Source organism: Streptococcus sp. FSL W8-0197, assembly GCF_037963785.1.
Classification (GTDB): Bacteria; Bacillota; Bacilli; order Lactobacillales; family Streptococcaceae; genus Streptococcus; species Streptococcus oralis_CQ.
Window position 1 is genome coordinate 1258538 of record NZ_CP150168.1, and the last position, 13689, is coordinate 1272226.

The following is a 13689-nucleotide window of genomic DNA, read 5'->3' on the forward strand; positions in this document are numbered from 1 at the left end:
CTTGAAATGAAAAAGGTTGAGACAGCTATCTCAACTCTTTTATCTATTCTCAGTTTTACGCAATCTTTCCAGCGTTTCTTTAAAAATTTCTGGAATATCTGCTGTGAACTCCAAGGTTTCACCTGTTCTCGGATGGGTAAATCCTAAAGTCTTAGCATGGAGAAATTGTCCATGTCCTTTCAAGGTTTTGCGTGGACCATAGACCTCATCCCCAGCGACTGGATGACCAATATAAGCCATGTGGACACGGATTTGATGGGTACGTCCTGTCTCCAGTTGCAACTCTAGCAAACTATAATCTCCAAAGCGTTCCAAGACTTGAAAACGAGTCACTGCTGGCTTCCCTTTGGCAGTCACAGCTTGTTTCTTACGGTCTTTCTCGCTCCGTCCAATCGGTGCTTCAATCACCCCACGATCATTTGGCAGATTGCCGTGAACAATCGCCCAGTATTTTCGTAGAGACTTTTTGTCCTTGAGTTCTTGGGCAAGCGCCAAGTGGGACTCATCGTTTTTCGCAATCATGAGCAGACCTGATGTGTCCTTGTCAATGCGGTGAACGATTCCTGGGCGGAGAACACCATTGATACCTGACAGGTCCTTGATATGGTACATGAGGGCATTGACCAAGGTTCCACTGGTATGACCTGCGCTGGGATGAACCACCATCCCTTGAGGCTTGTTGACGACAGCCACATCCTCATCTTGGTAGATGATGTCTAGCGGAATATCCTCAGCTACATACTCCAAAACTTCTGGCTCTGGAACATGGTAGGTGACGACATCCCCCTCTTGGACAGTGTATTTTGCTTTCTTGACTTGGCCATTAACCAAAACTTGTCCCGCTTTGATTTGTTCATTAGCGAGACTGCGTGACAATTCTGTCAAGTCTGACAGAGCCTTGTCTAAGCGGAGTCCGCCTCTTTCAATTTTAATTTCCATTTACTTCCTCTTTAAGCATTGCAATCAATAAAATAATCACACCAACTGTCAAATAGCTATCAGCCACATTGAAAATTGCAAAGTTGATAAAGTCTAGGTGGAACATATCCACCACAAAACCTTGACTCATTCTGTCGATAAAGTTGCCCAGACCTCCCGCGATTATCAGGGTCAGTCCAAAAACCAACCAGAGAGAATCCTCCATGTGTTTATGTAGATACCAAATGGCACCTACCATGACGACCAGTGTAATGACAGCAAATAACCACTGCTGATCTTGCAGCATGGAGAAGGCTGCCCCACGATTTTGCAGATAGGTCAAGCTAACGAGATTGGGGATCCACGAACGAACTTCACCCAGTGGAATCTGCTGGACAACATAATTTTTGACCAACTGATCCAGCCCAATCAAAAGCAGTACAATGACTGCTACTATTCCTCTTTTTTTCATGATTTCCTCTTTTGATCAAAATATTCTTGCATAACCTCAACGAAAAGAGTCCCAGCTTGGCTAAGCTCCACCTCTTCCCGTTTGACGTAGACCATGCGATTATCTAGATTATCCTTGAGACGAATGACTGTGATGCCATTAACACTGTCACTATCTAAAAATCCAGATCCAGTCGCATAGGCATCTGTCCGCTCCAAAATACCATTCAAAGTAGCACGGTCGGTCACATTGAACATCTGCGAGCTCGCGCTGGTGTCGACAAAGTTCTCTGAATAGTATAGATACTCATCCTTTTCCTGAGTAAACCGAACCGTTGGTAAATCCGCTAGGTCCTCCATGACCAATTCCTCTTTCTGTGCTAAAGGATGCCCTTCACGAAGATAAATGTGAGTCTGGAAAGGAATTAGTTCAATAACTTCTAAACCAAGCTTTTCAACCCGTTGCATGATGCCCTTTTTATTTTGATTGTTGAGGTAGATAATCCCAATCTCACTATGTCCTTGAGCCACTTCGTCTAAAATTTGAACTGTGGTAGACTCAAAAATACGAAAGTTCTTGTAGTCAGGATAACGTTCCGAAAAGGCCGTAATCGTTGGTGGCAAGAAGTCATAGTGCTGGCTGGCAATGGAAAATTCATCCTTTTCTTCCTCAGGATTGGCATATTGATTTTGAAAAACATCAAATCCTTTGACCAATTCCTGCGCTTTCTCATAAAATTCCATACCACGACGGGTCAAAAAAGTCCCCGAACTCGTCCGACGGAAAATCTTAAAACCCAGCTCTTTTTCCAAATCGCGCACAGAAATAGACAGACTTGGCTGACTAACATACATCTTTTCAGCAGCTTCACGGAAAGTACCACTATTGGCAATGGCCACAACATAGCGTAATTGTTGAATGTTCATCTTTTACCCCCAACTTCTCTATCTGTTCATTATACCATATTTCAGAACTTTTCCAAAAAAGAAAAAAGTGTCCATCGCAAGTTTAAATCTAACTATTCTCTATTAAATTCAAAATGTGTATCAAAACAAAAAAATAGGCTCTCCGAAAACTCGGAAAGCCTTATTTTATGCTACTTCTAGCTTCCTCGCCTTTTCATTTCAAGGCTCGGGATAAAAAGGTTCACTGGACCTTTTTATTTAGCGATTGGGTAAACAGAAACTTGTTTTTTATCGCGACCTTTACGTTCAAAGCGTACTACGCCTTCAACTTTAGCGAACAAAGTATCGTCCCCACCACGTCCAACGTTTACACCTGGGTAGATGTGTGTACCACGTTGACGGTAAAGGATTGATCCACCTGTTACAGTTTGTCCGTCAGCTGCTTTAGCTCCAAGACGTTTTGCTTGTGAATCGCGTCCGTTTGATGTAGAACCTCCACCTTTTTTGTGGGCGAAAAGTTGCAAGTTGTTAAGAGTCATTTTTAACATAATGTTTTCCTCCGTGTTAGTTTTCTGTGATAACTCTGGTTTGGACGAACTCAGAAGAGTTCTCCGATAAGTTTGCCATACCTAAGAAAAATGATTCGAAGAATAACTGCGTCATTTCTCTCTGGTGTGAAGGAAGATCCGCTGGTATATCAACCTTTAGATAGCCACCTTCATCTTCGTTTAATTCTAAGATTGGTTCATAGCCTGCAAATTTCTCAATGGAATTGACAAAGTTAATGGCAAGCGTAGAAACCGATGCACACACGACATCTAAGCCGTATTCGCCACTTTCGGCGTGTCCAGTAATTTCCGCACTCCTCAGCTCGCCATCTTCGGCTCTCTCAAAGACTGCTTGTATCATGTGTTCTCCTTAAAATTAAGCGTTGATTGCGTTGATGACAACTTTTGTATATGGTTGACGGTGACCTTGTTTACGGTGGCTACCTTTTTTAGGTTTGTACTTGTAAGTAACAACTTTCTTTTGTTTTCCTTGTTTTTCAACAGTTCCAACTACAGTAGCTCCAGCAACAAGTGGAGTTCCGACAACAGTGTTTTCACCACCAACAAGAACAACTTCGTTAAAAGTAACTTCTTGACCAGCTTCAACGTTCAATTTTTCAACGTAGATTGCTTGACCAACTTCAACTTTAACTTGTTTTCCGCCAGTTTTGATAATTGCGTATGTGCTCATTATGCACCTCCTATGATTTTTAGGGTTTCCCCGTATTTTTGTGAAGACTCGCCTAGCATCGTGGGACGAACCACTTTATACTCACTATGTGAGCAAACGATGTTCGTGCGGTTGCACAGGACTGTGCATAGTCAACTCTTCAAGTATAGCATATCTTCTTTTTTCTTACAAGCGAAATCAATCAAATTTAAGCTTTTTCTTTCCTTTTTTTCTCCAAGAAGCAAAAAGCATACTGAAGTAAAAGATACTCATCATAAGAGGAACACCTAGAATTGTCTTCTCCTGATAATAAATCGTCAAATAAGCTGAAAAAACAACTCCGAAGACAAAACTGCTAAGCAAGCTAACAAAAATCAAGCCCTCTCGTAGGAAAGGCGTATGCTTGGTCCGGAAATAATCTCCAAAAGCCAACATGGTTCGTTTGATATTCCCTGTCATAAAAGCATTATTATAGGCAATACCTGACACTTCTCCAAAAGCAGTTGTCACCAGACCCATACAAAAGGCCAAGGGCGGTACGAGATAGATATTGTCAACCGTTTGCGGCACAAAGCCTATAATTAGGGATAAGACTGCAAGTGGAATCAAGGACAAAATCGGCTTTTTAACAATTCGTAGTTTTTCCTTATACAATGTCAGAAAAAAGACACCCATCATAAAGAAAAGCAAGGTCATTACTTTAGCACTAGCATCCGATACATTTTGTTGAATGAGTCCTACAGAGAGAAAAACCACATTCCCTGTTTGTCCAGCCACAAGGGTGTTCCCTCGCACGATAAAGGTATAGGCATCGACATACCCTGCACAAAAAGTCAAAAAAAGCGCTAGCCTCTTAGACTGACGTGATATTTTTCTTATTGGTAATAATCTCATCTTCTCCCCCTTCTCATTTCATCTACTTATCTAAATATTGTACCACTTTCTCCAAGAAATTCGTAGCCCATTTGAAAATTTTTACCATCTGTTGGATAGTCCTTCTTTTCTATGTTATAATGAAGGAAGGATTTGAAGTCGGAAAAGGAGTATTTATGCTTAAATTAGGTGTTATCGGAACAGGCGCTATCAGCCATCATTTCATAGAAGCATCCCATGCCAGTGGAGAATACCAGCTGGTTGCTGTCTACTCTAGAAAGTTAGAAACTGCGGCAACCTTTGCTTCCCGCTATCAGGATATCCAACTCTTTGATCAATTAGGAGACTTCTTTAAGTCTTCCTTTGATGTGGTCTATATCGCCAGTCCAAACTCCTTGCATTTTGTTCAAGCAAAGGCTGCCTTGTCTGCTGGCAAGCATGTCATTCTTGAAAAACCAGCTGTCACTCAGCCACAAGAGTGGCTGGATTTGAGACAGACAGCTGAGAAAAATAATTGTTTTATCTTTGAAGCAGCACGAAACTACCACGAGGAAGCTTTTACTACTATCAAAAACTTTTTAGCAGACAAGCAAGTGTTGGGAGCAGATTTCAATTATGCCAAGTATTCTTCCAAGATGCCTGACTTATTGGCTGGACAGACGCCAAATGTCTTTTCAGATCGTTTTGCTGGTGGAGCACTTATGGACTTGGGGATTTATCCCCTCTACGCTGCCATTCGCCTCTTTGGAAAAGCTCAGGACGCGACCTATCAGGCTCAACAGCTTGACAATAGCATTGACCTAAATGGAGACGGTATCCTCTTCTACCCTGACTTTCAAGTTCATATCAAGGCTGGGAAAAACATCACTTCCAATCTTCCTTGCGAGATTTACACAGCAGATGGAACCTTGACCCTCAACACCATCGAGCATGTCCGCTCAGCTATTTTTAGCGACCACCAAGGAAATCAAGTCCAGCTCCCTATCCAACAGGCTCCTCATACGATGACTGAGGAAGTCGCTGCATTCGCACAGATGATCCAACAACCAGACCAGACGCTTTACCTGACTTGGCTGGATGATGCAGGCTCTGTTCATGATTTACTCTATACCATGCGCCAGACTGCTGGCATTAGATTTGAGGCAGAAAAATGAAAACCAAACTACCCACTGAATGGCAAGAACTGAGCGACCAACTCAGTTTCCAAGAATTTACCCCCATTCAAACTCAACTATTTGAACCCATCCTCGCTGGAGAAAACCTACTGGGAGTAAGCCCAACAGGAACTGGCAAGACCCTCGCTTACCTCCTACCAAGCCTTCTCAGACTACAAAAGAAAAAAGCCCAACAGCTCTTGATTCTAGCACCAAATACAGAACTAGCTGGACAGATTTTTGACGTGTGTAAAACGTGGGCAGAAGCCATCGGTTTGACTGCTCAGCTCTTCTTATCAGGTTCCAGTCAAAAACGCCAGATTGAACGTCTTAAAAAAGGACCAGAAATTCTGATTGGAACACCTGGCCGTATCTTTGAGTTGATTAAATTGAAAAAAATCAAGATGATGAATGTGGAAACCATCATCCTGGATGAATTTGATCAATTGCTCGATGATTCTCAGATTCACTTTGTTGAGAAAATCACCCACTACGCACCTCGTGACCACCAACTCATCTACATGAGTGCGACGACCAAGTTTGACCAAAAAAAGATTGCACCAAACACACGTACCATTGATCTCTCTGATCAAAAACTGGACAACATTCAACATTTCTACATGCAGGTAGACCAACGTCACCGAGTGGATATGCTACGAAAACTGGCTCATGTAGAGGATTTCCGCGGACTAGTTTTCTTTAACAGCCTCTCAGATCTTGGAAGTGCGGAGGAAAAGCTACAGTATCGCGATGTCTTGGCCGTTTCCCTCGCTAGCGACGTCAATGTTAAATTTCGAAAAGTCATCTTGGAAAAGTTTAAAGACAAGCAGCTAACCCTGCTCCTTGCGACTGACCTTCTGGCTCGCGGAATTGATATCGATAGCTTAGAATGTGTCGTAAACTTTGATATTCCTAGAGACATGGAAACTTACACTCACCGCGCTGGACGTACAGGTCGCATGGGTAAAGAGGGCTATGTGATCACTCTCGTAACCCATCCAGAAGAGCTTAAAAAACTCAAGAAATTTGCAAATGTACGTGAAATTGTCCTAAAAAATCAAGAACTCTATATCAAATAAGGTTGGCATTCGGCAACCTTTTTCTTATCCCCAAGTAATTTCCAATTGATAGCTGGCAAAAGGGTGTCCCTCTTGATTTTGTAGTTGATAGGCTAGCTCAATCTTTTGCCCATCCAGTTTGTAGTGACTTGTTTGAATGATGAACTCCTGCATCCCTATTGGAGTAGGAATATAGGCCAAACTATCACTATCCTTTAGAAAACGCATGATGGTCTTCGGATTGGAAAAACGGGTCATCACCAGTTCTTGACCATGAAACTTGAGAACCACTTTTTCTTTTTCCTCATTATAAAAAAGCAGATAGCTATAATCCCCTTTTTCACGCACTTCAACGTCATAAAGCTGGTCAATCACTTCCAACTGCTCATCAAACTGAATCCTATTTCGCATCCGAATCTTCACATCAAATCCTCTTTCATGTCTCTTATCCTACTATTTTACCAAAAAGAACAGGATTTTGCTATAATGGTCATATGAACGAAAAAGTATTCCGTGACCCAGTTCACAATTATATCCATGTAAACAATCAGGTCATATACGACTTGATCAATACAAAAGAATTTCAACGTCTTCGCCGTATCAAACAGCTAGGGACTTCCAGTTATACCTTCCATGGTGGGGAGCACAGTCGCTTTTCCCACTGTTTGGGGGTCTATGAGATTGCACGACGCATCACAGAGATTTTTGAAGAAAAATATCCTGAAGAATGGGATCCTGCTGAGTCTCTCTTGACCATGACCGCTGCGCTCCTTCATGACCTCGGGCACGGTGCCTACTCTCATACTTTTGAACATCTCTTTGATACAGATCATGAGGCCATTACTCAGGAAATCATCCAAAGTCCTGAGACAGAGATTCACCAAGTTCTGCTACAAGTAGCACCCGATTTCCCGGAGAAGGTAGCCAGTGTCATCGATCATACCTACCCTAACAAGCAGGTCGTACAGCTCATTTCCAGTCAGATTGATGCAGACCGCATGGACTATCTCTTGCGCGACTCTTATTTTACAGGAGCATCTTATGGGGAATTTGACCTTACTCGCATCCTCCGAGTCATTCGTCCTGTCGAAAATGGCATCGCCTTTCAGCGCAATGGCATGCATGCCATCGAAGATTATGTCCTCAGTCGTTACCAGATGTATATGCAGGTTTATTTCCACCCAGCAACACGTGCCATGGAAGTTCTCCTACAGAATCTTCTCAAGCGTGCTAAGGAACTCTACCCTGAGGACAAGGACTTCTTTGCACGCACTTCTCCACATTTGCTACCTTTTTTTGAAAAAAAAGTTACTCTATCTAACTATCTGGCACTTGATGACGGCGTGATGAATACCTACTTCCAACTCTGGATGAGCAGTCCTGACAAGATTCTCGCAGACTTGTCGCAACGTTTTGTCAACCGCAAGGTCTTTAAATCCATTACTTTTTCAGAAAAAGACCAAGACCAACTCGCAACCATGAGACAGCTGGTTGAAGAAATCGGCTTTGATCCAGACTACTATACTGCTATTCATAAGAACTTTGACCTCCCTTATGATATCTATCGTCCCGAATCTGAAAATCCACGGACTCAGATTGAAATTTTACAAAAAAATGGAGAACTGGCAGAACTCTCTAGCCTGTCTCCTATCGTCCAATCCCTTGCTGGCAGCCGCCACGGAGATAATCGTTTCTATTTCCCAAAAGAAATGTTAGATCAAAACAGCATCTTCGCAAGTATCACCCAGCAATTTTTACACTTGATTGAGAACGATCATTTTACCCCAAATAAGAACGAATAGAGGAAATTTATGAGTATTAAACTAATCGCCGTCGATATCGACGGTACCCTGGTTAACAGTAAAAAGGAAATCACTCCGGAAGTCTTTTCTGCCATCCAAGATGCCAAAGAAGCTGGTGTCAAAGTCGTGATTGCAACGGGTCGTCCTATCGCAGGCGTTGCCAAACTTTTGGACGACTTGCAATTGAGAGATGAGGGTGACTATGTTGTAACCTTCAACGGTGCCCTTGTTCAAGAAACTGCTACTGGCCATGAGATTATCAGCGAATCCTTGACCTATGAGGATTATCTGGATATGGAATTTCTCAGTCGCAAGCTCGGTGTTCACATGCACGCTATTACCAAGGACGGTATCTATACTGCCAATCGCAATATCGGAAAATACACAGTTCACGAATCAACCCTCGTCAGCATGCCCATCTTTTACCGCACTCCTGAAGAAATGGCTGGCAAGGAAATCGTCAAATGTATGTTTATCGATGAACCAGAGATTCTCGATGCTGCGATTGAAAAGATTCCAGCCGAATTTTACGAGCGTTACTCTATTAACAAATCAGCTCCTTTCTACCTCGAACTCCTTAAAAAGAATGTGGACAAAGGTTCAGCCATCACTCACCTAGCTGAAAAACTCGGATTGACCAAAGATGAAACCATGGCAATCGGTGACGAAGAAAATGACCGCGCCATGCTCGAAGTCGTTGGAAATCCCGTTGTTATGGAAAATGGAAATCCTGAACTCAAAAAAATCGCCAAATACATTACCAAAACAAATGATGAATCTGGCGTTGCCCATGCTATTCGTACCTGGGTATTGTAAAATTCTTAAGGATAGAAAATAAACAACACCCCAAAAGGTAGAGATGACACTCTAACTTCTGGGGTGTTCTTTTTGATTTTTCGCCAAATCATCTATTCAAATCATCTAAGTAATCCTAGTCTATCTAGTTCTTTTAGGGCAGATTCTCTTGATGGGTATGGATTTTTATTGATGAAAATTTTTACTGTTTCGACGTGATGATAAAGATCCATGCTAATCTCTTTTAAATTATCAATAAAGACATCAAGTAGTTCCGGTTCAATGTTTTCCAAGGGAGAAGGAAGCTCTTTCTTATTTTCAAACTCAAAAGCTTCTTTAGCAGTCACACCTATTACATAACTAATGTTGTCCCACAAGAGACCATTCGCTTCATTTTCATCTAATTGCATGTAGATAAATATTCCACTGAAGTCTGTCCCATCATCTAAAAGGCGATAAAGTTCCTCTCCCCTTTTATCTCTATTCTCCAAAAAACTCCAACATGCATCCAAGGCGGTTCGAATATGTGAAGTATATTCTGTTTCCATACGATTCGCAATTGCCTCAGCAAAAATCAACATAAAATAACTAGTAAGCATATCCTCTCCTGATCTATGCTTGAACGAATGGCCTATTCGTTCTCATCAGATAAAAATAGTGGTCCAAAGTAGTTTTTAACGAGATCATCCTTTAGATATCCTTCTAATTCTGGTCCAGTTATTTGTGAAATAAGTTCCCTATTTTCAGCTAGAATTTGTTTGTAACTTAAGGAAAGAACCTCAAGTATGTCCTCGTCGACACTTTCAATCGTTTGTGGTAGGTAGATTTCTTCCGAAGCAATATATGAATAGTGACAAACTAAAACAAAGAAATTAGCGATACAGTTCCATACTAGTGGATTGGTTTTCTTATCCAATACCTGAAATGTCAAGATATCCTGCTCGTCTATATTTTCCAGTCGATTATATAAAATATCTGGGCAAAAATCACTCTCTTTATCAAGCTCCTGTTTTGAAAGTTTTAAGGAATCAAGGACAAACTCCTGATATTCTTTCTCACTGATAAGATCTACAAGACCGTACATCAACTCCTGTAAGAAGCGCAATAAATTTCTATTATCATTCATCAGTTTTCCTTCTATTACTAAAAACTAACTTGGTGATCCACTGAAAAACGTGGCACTCACTCTTCCTCTTCAAACATCAGAGCATCCAGTTCTTCTCTCTCTGCCGCAATCTCTTCAAAAGTAGAAATAAGATTATTTACTATTTCTAAGGTGATAATACCAGTCGAATCCCTCATCGTAACCTTGGTCCCAATAGCACTCAACTCACGGATGAGTTCTCTAACCTTTTTCAATTCATCCAAATCTAACATGTCTACTTCTATCACCGTGTCATGATCTTTGATTCTGGATTGGATTAAAGAAAAAGGCAAGGATGAATGGTTTCTTAACAACTTATAGGTCCCTGACTTGTCACCTATAGAATCAATAAAAATAGCTAGCATCGTTTCCGCTTCCTTTATTACTCCGGTAATTCTACCTTTAAGCTCATATCAGTCGGTTGCAATACTTTCTGAACAGCTGCGAGAAAGGCTAGACCGTTGTCTGATGGGGAATACCGGAATGTGATATGGATGACTTTTTTGTCAAACTTATCACCGTATCGTGCCACATACTGCTTGCTTTCGAGGAAGTAGATATAGTTATTTAGTTTTTCTTGAAGTTTCAAGAGATGCTCCTCTTCTAATGACTCTATCCATTTGTTTTCATCAATCAACAACAACTCTAGATGGTCATCTGAAACACCCATCGCATCGATACTCGTAACGTCTAGTACAATTGGCCATACCTCTGCAACTGATTTAATTTTTCTTCTATTCTTATTTTCCTCTTTCTTTTGCTCATTAACGATATATTCTACTTTCTCTTTATCACAGTTTTTGAAAAGTTCCATAGAATCAATTAAATTACAAATATTACGATAATAGTTCACCTTTTTCTCATTAGGAAGATTATAAATACTGTCAAGAACAATAGGTACTATGGCCTCCGCATCAATAATAAAAGGTAAAGAATCATATTCTTCCAGTAAATCCTCTTGTTTTTTGATAAATGATACAACTTGATATAAATGTATAATATCCTGACTAGAAGCTAATTCCTTTAAAATATCAAAAATCCGATCTGGAATATCAAAATCTCCCTCTACATAAATTGGATAAAGGCTATATTCTATCAAAATATGGGTATCCGTAATGTCTTGATAATATGAATCTCGATGACCAATTCTATACTCGGGATTAATACCTAAGAAAGCATCTATTTCTCTGTGATTTTCAATTGCTTTTTTATACCGCATAATATCCCACTCGGTATCTGTTTTTAGTTTATATGTCTGCATTTATTTACTCCATTGGTTAATTCTAAAAATCCCTTCAACTGAAATAATTTCATTAGTGCCTGGTTTATAGACACGTGGATTTTTGATTTCATAATAGCCTTGACGTTCAATCGCAGATAGAAAATCATCGTAAGAATGCCCCGTTGTGCCAATCGTTGGCATAAGTAGTTCGCTATTTTACCTATTTAACAAAAATCTTCGTAACCTAGTCCAATTATACCACAAAAAGAGAGCGTTTCCGCTCCCTTTATTACTCTGATAATTCTACCTTCAAACTCATATCAGTCGGTTGCAATACTTTCTGAACCGCCTCAAGAAAGGTCAATCCATTATCAGATGGAGAATATTGTAATTTGATATGAATGACTTTTTTGTCAAACTTATCACCGTATCGTGCCACATACTGCTTGCTTTCGAGGAAGTGAATGTAATTATTCATTTTTTCTTGCAGAATTTCCAAATGGACTACTTCTATCTCTTCCTCCCAGCCGACTGGATCCACCAGAAGAAGCTCTAAATGACTATCAACTATACCAATTGCATCAAGTTCAGTTGGCTTTAGTTCTAATGAGATTGCTTTCTTTAACAGTTCTTCAAATTCTTTTTCGGAGAAATAGTGTCTCTTTCTATATGTTTCAATAAGAAGAAATTCTGGATTATCTCTTAAAAATTGTATGTTAGCATCTTCTTGACTAATTTTTGATTTCCAAAATCCGAAGTTAGCATAATTAATTAATTCTTCACCATCATGTTCTCCCGACATGTAACTATCTGCGGCTTCTTTGGGGATTTCTCTAATCACTTCTGGCATGGTAATATTAAAAGTTGGATAACGCAAGAAATACTTATCACCATCTTGACAGATTTCCAACATATCTTTTTTACTTAAATAAATTGTTTTCATTCTCATCTCCTTTTCCATCTACCAAATGTCTACTGATTAGTTATTCCCTATTTTGGGGCTGTTCTTATGATGTCATCCACTTTACTATAAAGGCCAGCGTCCTGTTTCAGCATAAACCATGACTTCGTATGCTCCCCTAGAAGATTCAAATGCTTTATCCATCAGTTCTTTAGTAATAGGATAGCGAACTTCTGGACCCATGACTCCGCCGATTTCTTTAAAGAAGCTAATTTCGTAATAGCCATCTGTCTCATATACAATAAATCCATTACCTCTATGCACAATCGTATCCGATTGATTATAGTCTTCTAACTCATCTGCCTTAGGCCAACGATGATGTTCACAATAAAACATTACTTCTAAAGAATCTTTTTCTGATTTTGAAACACATTCTGCTAATTCCTGGCTAATGGTAAAGTTAAGCACTTCTTTCCCTCTACTCCACAGAATCTGATAATCATTATTGTTTTTTAATATCGTACAATTTTTGTATTGCTGCATTTCTGTTGTCATATAAATCAACTTTCTTTACTTTTTTGATTCTTCTTTATCATAGGCAAAAACAAAAAGATTTAGTTGATGCGCACATTTCTTATCAAACTCTCCATGACCTTCTTTCGCTTGTGCAAATTATTGGCTAAACACAAATAGAGAATAAACAAAAGCATCGAGTGGAAAAATAATGGCAAAAAACTAGGATATAACAGGAAGGCTACTAAAGATACTAACAAACTAATAAAGCTACCACGAATTACGGAAGAAACAACAGCTCCACTTTTCTTTACTACCTCTAGGAATTCTAAATACTCCAAATCTGTAAATAGAGCCGGATACAAATCCAAATCTTTCTTAAAATAGACATCTAGTAATTTCCCGAAAAGTAAGAAAAGACAAGAGCATAAAATCAAATAAAGATACTTGTGAGCAGGTATACTAAAGATTGTCAATCCATTCAGAAATCTGATAAAAGGAAGAAATAGCAATACCAGGGAAAGAATAACGTACTGTTGACTCTTAGAAGTTCTTTCTGGAATCGAAAAAAACAATTTCTTTGTCTTTAAGTCATAGTAAACCAATTTGTTCTTAAACTCTCCTAGATGAACTAGGCCTTTATAATGTTTTCTCTTTTCTATCATTTCCACTCCCTTTCTAACCATAATCAAATGATATAAGCTTTTTCATAGCTTCAGTGAACTGGATTAGAGC

At 39.8% G+C, this 13689-nt stretch carries 19 protein-coding genes, 1 pseudogene and 1 other annotated feature; of the genes and pseudogenes, 5 read left to right on the top strand and 15 right to left on the bottom strand.

Annotated elements, in window-relative coordinates:
* Window positions 1-39: 39 nt before the first annotated feature.
* Genes NYE79_RS06370 through NYE79_RS06380 form a run of 3 tightly spaced genes read right to left on the bottom strand, consistent with a single transcriptional unit; the run spans window position 40 to window position 2295 of the window.
* Entirely contained in the window at window positions 40-939 is a 900-nt protein-coding gene (locus tag NYE79_RS06370) for an RluA family pseudouridine synthase (protein WP_227232342.1), read from the bottom strand.
* A complete protein-coding gene (gene lspA / locus NYE79_RS06375; protein ID WP_227232341.1) occupies window positions 929-1390 on the bottom strand; it encodes a signal peptidase II in 462 nt (153 codons plus the stop codon). Before lspA ends, NYE79_RS06370 begins: the two co-directional genes overlap by 11 nt.
* On the bottom strand, window positions 1387-2295 hold the full coding sequence (locus NYE79_RS06380; protein ID WP_001025717.1) for a LysR family transcriptional regulator: 909 nt from the start codon (window positions 2293-2295) through the stop codon (window positions 1387-1389). Before NYE79_RS06380 ends, lspA begins: the two co-directional genes overlap by 4 nt.
* On the opposite strand from NYE79_RS06380, the pseudogene NYE79_RS06385 reads away from it, so the two are divergent.
* Window positions 2288-2362, top strand: a pseudogene (locus NYE79_RS06385) (AraC family transcriptional regulator); the annotation flags it as partial. The gene NYE79_RS06380 and the pseudogene NYE79_RS06385 overlap by 8 nt on opposite strands.
* 166 nt (window positions 2363-2528) lie before the next feature.
* On the opposite strand, the gene rpmA reads toward NYE79_RS06385, so the two are convergent.
* The 4 genes from rpmA to NYE79_RS06405 all read right to left on the bottom strand — a co-directional run bounded on the left by rpmA (window position 2529) and on the right by NYE79_RS06405 (window position 4386).
* The gene (gene rpmA, locus NYE79_RS06390) at window positions 2529-2822 is read right to left on the bottom strand and encodes a 50S ribosomal protein L27 (protein WP_000916509.1); all 294 of its coding nucleotides are present in this window, start codon (window positions 2820-2822) and stop codon (window positions 2529-2531) included.
* Between the two features lie 16 nt (window positions 2823-2838).
* Window positions 2839-3183 (bottom strand): ribosomal-processing cysteine protease Prp, encoded by a 345-nt coding sequence (locus NYE79_RS06395; RefSeq protein ID WP_000613704.1) that lies wholly within the window; start codon window positions 3181-3183, stop codon window positions 2839-2841.
* A 15-nt stretch (window positions 3184-3198) separates the two neighbouring features.
* Window positions 3199-3513 carry a 50S ribosomal protein L21 gene (gene rplU, locus NYE79_RS06400; protein WP_000109137.1) on the bottom strand — a complete coding sequence of 105 codons (315 nt, stop codon included), beginning with the start codon at window positions 3511-3513 and terminating at the stop codon, window positions 3199-3201.
* A 34-nt stretch (window positions 3514-3547) separates the two neighbouring features.
* Window positions 3548-3636 (bottom strand) — a sequence feature (ribosomal protein L21 leader region).
* A 54-nt stretch (window positions 3637-3690) separates the two neighbouring features.
* Entirely contained in the window at window positions 3691-4386 is a 696-nt protein-coding gene (locus NYE79_RS06405) for a YoaK family protein (RefSeq protein WP_002879917.1), read from the bottom strand.
* A gap of 155 nt (window positions 4387-4541) precedes the next feature.
* Here NYE79_RS06405 and NYE79_RS06410 point away from each other — a divergent pair, with 155 nt between their 5' ends.
* Both NYE79_RS06410 and NYE79_RS06415 read left to right on the top strand, forming a co-directional pair.
* The gene (locus NYE79_RS06410; RefSeq protein ID WP_049479173.1) at window positions 4542-5519 is read left to right on the top strand and encodes a Gfo/Idh/MocA family oxidoreductase; all 978 of its coding nucleotides are present in this window, start codon (window positions 4542-4544) and stop codon (window positions 5517-5519) included.
* Window positions 5516-6598 (top strand): DEAD/DEAH box helicase, encoded by a 1083-nt coding sequence (locus NYE79_RS06415; protein WP_339293629.1) that lies wholly within the window; start codon window positions 5516-5518, stop codon window positions 6596-6598. Before NYE79_RS06410 ends, NYE79_RS06415 begins: the two co-directional genes overlap by 4 nt.
* Before the next feature lie 24 nt (window positions 6599-6622).
* On the opposite strand, the gene NYE79_RS06420 is transcribed toward NYE79_RS06415, so the two are convergent.
* Window positions 6623-7000, bottom strand: coding sequence for a DUF1934 domain-containing protein (locus NYE79_RS06420; protein ID WP_339293630.1), 378 nt, complete (start codon window positions 6998-7000; stop codon window positions 6623-6625).
* Window positions 7001-7071: 71 nt separating this feature from the next.
* On the opposite strand from NYE79_RS06420, the gene NYE79_RS06425 reads away from it, so the two are divergent.
* Together NYE79_RS06425 and yidA are read left to right on the top strand one after the other, a co-directional pair.
* Window positions 7072-8379 carry an HD domain-containing protein gene (locus NYE79_RS06425; RefSeq protein WP_339293631.1) on the top strand — a complete coding sequence of 436 codons (1308 nt, stop codon included), beginning with the start codon at window positions 7072-7074 and terminating at the stop codon, window positions 8377-8379.
* A 9-nt stretch (window positions 8380-8388) separates the two neighbouring features.
* Window positions 8389-9195: a sugar-phosphatase gene (gene yidA / locus NYE79_RS06430; protein ID WP_000023484.1), complete on the top strand. Its 807-nt coding sequence runs from the start codon at window positions 8389-8391 to the stop codon at window positions 9193-9195.
* Between the two features lie 101 nt (window positions 9196-9296).
* On the opposite strand, the gene NYE79_RS06435 is transcribed toward yidA, so the two are convergent.
* The 7 genes from NYE79_RS06435 to NYE79_RS06465 form a co-directional block, all read right to left on the bottom strand.
* Window positions 9297-9773, bottom strand: a complete 477-nt coding sequence (locus NYE79_RS06435; RefSeq protein WP_216728447.1) for an Imm6 family immunity protein — start codon at window positions 9771-9773, stop codon at window positions 9297-9299.
* Window positions 9774-9805: 32 nt separating this feature from the next.
* Window positions 9806-10300, bottom strand: coding sequence for an Imm6 family immunity protein (locus NYE79_RS06440; RefSeq protein ID WP_000999424.1), 495 nt, complete (start codon window positions 10298-10300; stop codon window positions 9806-9808).
* Between the two features lie 56 nt (window positions 10301-10356).
* The gene (locus NYE79_RS06445; protein WP_000879673.1) at window positions 10357-10683 is read right to left on the bottom strand and encodes a hypothetical protein; all 327 of its coding nucleotides are present in this window, start codon (window positions 10681-10683) and stop codon (window positions 10357-10359) included.
* Window positions 10684-10700: 17 nt separating this feature from the next.
* Entirely contained in the window at window positions 10701-11579 is an 879-nt protein-coding gene (locus NYE79_RS06450) for an NAD glycohydrolase inhibitor (RefSeq protein ID WP_001195456.1), read from the bottom strand.
* Window positions 11580-11741, bottom strand: coding sequence for a hypothetical protein (locus NYE79_RS06455; protein WP_001142083.1), 162 nt, complete (start codon window positions 11739-11741; stop codon window positions 11580-11582).
* 88 nt (window positions 11742-11829) lie between these two features.
* A complete protein-coding gene (locus NYE79_RS06460; RefSeq protein WP_000849763.1) occupies window positions 11830-12483 on the bottom strand; it encodes a DUF6572 domain-containing protein in 654 nt (217 codons plus the stop codon).
* An 84-nt stretch (window positions 12484-12567) separates the two neighbouring features.
* A complete protein-coding gene (locus NYE79_RS06465) occupies window positions 12568-12996 on the bottom strand; it encodes a hypothetical protein (protein WP_200371604.1) in 429 nt (142 codons plus the stop codon).
* Window positions 12997-13689: the final 693 nt, after the last annotated feature.

Coding starts and splice junctions, on each gene's coding strand:
- NYE79_RS06370 (WP_227232342.1), bottom strand. CDS start 939: ATGGAAATTAAAATTGAAAGAGGCGGACTCCGCTTAGACAAGGCTCTG.
- lspA (WP_227232341.1), bottom strand. CDS start 1,390: ATGAAAAAAAGAGGAATAGTAGCAGTCATTGTACTGCTTTTGATTGGG.
- NYE79_RS06380 (WP_001025717.1), bottom strand. CDS start 2,295: ATGAACATTCAACAATTACGCTATGTTGTGGCCATTGCCAATAGTGGT.
- rpmA (WP_000916509.1), bottom strand. CDS start 2,822: ATGTTAAAAATGACTCTTAACAACTTGCAACTTTTCGCCCACAAAAAA.
- NYE79_RS06395 (WP_000613704.1), bottom strand. CDS start 3,183: ATGATACAAGCAGTCTTTGAGAGAGCCGAAGATGGCGAGCTGAGGAGT.
- rplU (WP_000109137.1), bottom strand. CDS start 3,513: ATGAGCACATACGCAATTATCAAAACTGGCGGAAAACAAGTTAAAGTT.
- NYE79_RS06405 (WP_002879917.1), bottom strand. CDS start 4,386: ATGAGATTATTACCAATAAGAAAAATATCACGTCAGTCTAAGAGGCTA.
- NYE79_RS06410 (WP_049479173.1), top strand. CDS start 4,542: ATGCTTAAATTAGGTGTTATCGGAACAGGCGCTATCAGCCATCATTTC.
- NYE79_RS06415 (WP_339293629.1), top strand. CDS start 5,516: ATGAAAACCAAACTACCCACTGAATGGCAAGAACTGAGCGACCAACTC.
- NYE79_RS06425 (WP_339293631.1), top strand. CDS start 7,072: ATGAACGAAAAAGTATTCCGTGACCCAGTTCACAATTATATCCATGTA.
- yidA (WP_000023484.1), top strand. CDS start 8,389: ATGAGTATTAAACTAATCGCCGTCGATATCGACGGTACCCTGGTTAAC.
- NYE79_RS06435 (WP_216728447.1), bottom strand. CDS start 9,773: ATGCTTACTAGTTATTTTATGTTGATTTTTGCTGAGGCAATTGCGAAT.
- NYE79_RS06440 (WP_000999424.1), bottom strand. CDS start 10,300: ATGAATGATAATAGAAATTTATTGCGCTTCTTACAGGAGTTGATGTAC.
- NYE79_RS06445 (WP_000879673.1), bottom strand. CDS start 10,683: ATGCTAGCTATTTTTATTGATTCTATAGGTGACAAGTCAGGGACCTAT.
- NYE79_RS06450 (WP_001195456.1), bottom strand. CDS start 11,579: ATGCAGACATATAAACTAAAAACAGATACCGAGTGGGATATTATGCGG.
- NYE79_RS06455 (WP_001142083.1), bottom strand. CDS start 11,741: ATGCCAACGATTGGCACAACGGGGCATTCTTACGATGATTTTCTATCT.
- NYE79_RS06460 (WP_000849763.1), bottom strand. CDS start 12,483: ATGAAAACAATTTATTTAAGTAAAAAAGATATGTTGGAAATCTGTCAA.
- NYE79_RS06465 (WP_200371604.1), bottom strand. CDS start 12,996: ATGACAACAGAAATGCAGCAATACAAAAATTGTACGATATTAAAAAAC.